The following is a 1,850-nucleotide window of genomic DNA, read 5'->3' as shown; positions in this document are numbered from 1 at the left end:
TTTTCATCAATGGAAAAGAAAAAAGAAAAAGTTCCACCACCGCTAACCTTCACCGATTTATAGGTATGAAGCTAAAAAATGAGATTGCTTCGTAAACTCGCAAAGACGGGTACAATGAAAGCAACCCACTCTGGCGCCAGCATTTGCTTGGGCCTCATTCAAAAAACCTCCTCTAATTAGTTACAATAAAACTATTTCTCTTAATCTCTAAGAACAGAAAAGCACAAGCACCCCTATGGCGTCCGCTTGGGCTAATTGTTATGTTAGGCCGCCAAAGATCCTTCGACTACTTGTTCCGGTAAGTCGGTAAGCTCTGGATGACAAGATGTTTAAGATGACGGCGATGTTATTAAAAAGTACTAAAGCAAAATTATTAACCAAGGTATGTGGCTCACAGACCCTTTATAATTAATTCTAAAAGTCTCTACAATTTTCTTTCAATTACCTACATTTGATAAAAAACCCAAATCAACATGTTCAAGAAAAGCAGCCTTTCCATCTCTCTATTATTAGTCAGTTTAACCTATACTGTTAATGCCCAAAAAACCATCAGCTTATTTAACGGCAAAGATTTAACAGGCTGGCATGCCGATGTGCCCGGGAAAGACAAAAACCCCGATACTGCGGCTTCTTTTATAGTGAGAGATGGCAAATTGGTAAGCATGGGCGATCCCCGTGGGCATTTAATTACTGATGAAAGCTATGCAGATTACCGCTTAGATGTAGAATATCGCTTTGCGGGAAAGCCCGGAAATTGCGGTGTACTGGTGCACGCTTCAACCCCAAGAGTACTGTACAAGATGTTCCCAAAATCGTTAGAGGTACAAATGCAGCATAAAGATGCTGGCGACTTTTGGTGCATAGAAGAAGACATTACCGTGCCCAACATGGAAGAAAGACGTGGGCCAAAGGCAGAGTGGAGCGTTAATAAAAAAAATGGCAGACGCATTAAAAACCTAACCGACGATTCGGAAAAAGCCTTAGGCGAATGGAATAGCATGCGCATTGAGTGCCTGAAAGATAAAGTAAGGGTTTGGGTAAACGGCACATTAGTAAACGACGGTTACAATTGTACCGCTACCAAAGGCCAAATTGCCTTGCAAGCCGAAGGCAGTGAAGTAGAATTTAGGAAACTAGCACTTACACCTATAAAAAAGCTCAGTAAATAAGCCCTAAGGGCGTTTCCTAACCTTTGCTCATAAATTGATATTTGCTTTAATTTTTCGTATCTTTGTAAATCTTAAAACAACCACCCATAATTTCGCTCGGCTACTGTATCCCGATTAGTTTCCAGATACTTTCATTTACTACCCTGGCAATAATGCCAAATACACTTGCATTTAAACGATGCACAAAATAGTTAATTAAAAAATATGGCTAAATCTCAAGCAACTTTTAACAAAAAAGAAAACGAGAAAAAACGATTAAAGAAGAGAAACGACAAGCTAGAAAAAAGAGAAGAACGACAAGCCAACAAGAAAAGCATGTCATTAGAAGACATGATGGCTTACGTTGACGAGAATGGCAACATTACCTCTACACCACCAGATCCGAAAAAGAAAAAAGTAATCAATACTGATGACATTCAGATTGGTGTTGCACGCCAAGAAGACATTATTGATGAAGATCCTATTAAAAAAGGCACCGTTACTTTTTTTAACGAAAGCAAAGGTTATGGCTTTATTAGAAACAGCGAAACACAAGAAAGCGTTTTTGTACACGTAAATGGCTTAAAAACTCAAATAAAAGAAGGCGACAAAGTAACTTTTGAAGTAGAAAAAGGTCAAAAAGGGCCAACTGCCGTTAGAGTTTCTGTAACTAAATAAGGTGAGTTTTGGGTGTTATTTTTA

2 protein-coding genes are annotated in these 1,850 nt (G+C 38.8%); both read left to right on the top strand.

Annotated features, from left to right (window positions below):
* Nucleotides 1-473 precede the first annotated feature (473 nt).
* Nucleotides 474-1,169 carry a 3-keto-disaccharide hydrolase gene (locus tag B3I52_RS15400; protein ID WP_293302961.1) on the top strand — a complete coding sequence of 232 codons (696 nt, stop codon included), beginning with the start codon at nucleotides 474-476 and terminating at the stop codon, nucleotides 1,167-1,169.
* A gap of 204 nt (nucleotides 1,170-1,373) precedes the next feature.
* The gene (locus B3I52_RS15395; RefSeq protein ID WP_293302959.1) at nucleotides 1,374-1,826 is read left to right on the top strand and encodes a cold-shock protein; all 453 of its coding nucleotides are present in this window, start codon (nucleotides 1,374-1,376) and stop codon (nucleotides 1,824-1,826) included.
* The last annotated feature ends 24 nt before the right edge of the window (nucleotides 1,827-1,850 follow it).

The sequence above is a fragment of the Pedobacter sp. UBA4863 genome (assembly GCF_002399615.1).
GTDB lineage: Bacteria > Bacteroidota > Bacteroidia > Sphingobacteriales > Sphingobacteriaceae > Pedobacter.
Note: the sequence above shows the minus strand (reverse complement) of the source record. Positions and strands in the feature narration are given on the sequence as shown.

Coding starts and splice junctions, on each gene's coding strand:
- B3I52_RS15400 (WP_293302961.1), top strand. CDS start 474: ATGTTCAAGAAAAGCAGCCTTTCCATCTCTCTATTATTAGTCAGTTTA.
- B3I52_RS15395 (WP_293302959.1), top strand. CDS start 1,374: ATGGCTAAATCTCAAGCAACTTTTAACAAAAAAGAAAACGAGAAAAAA.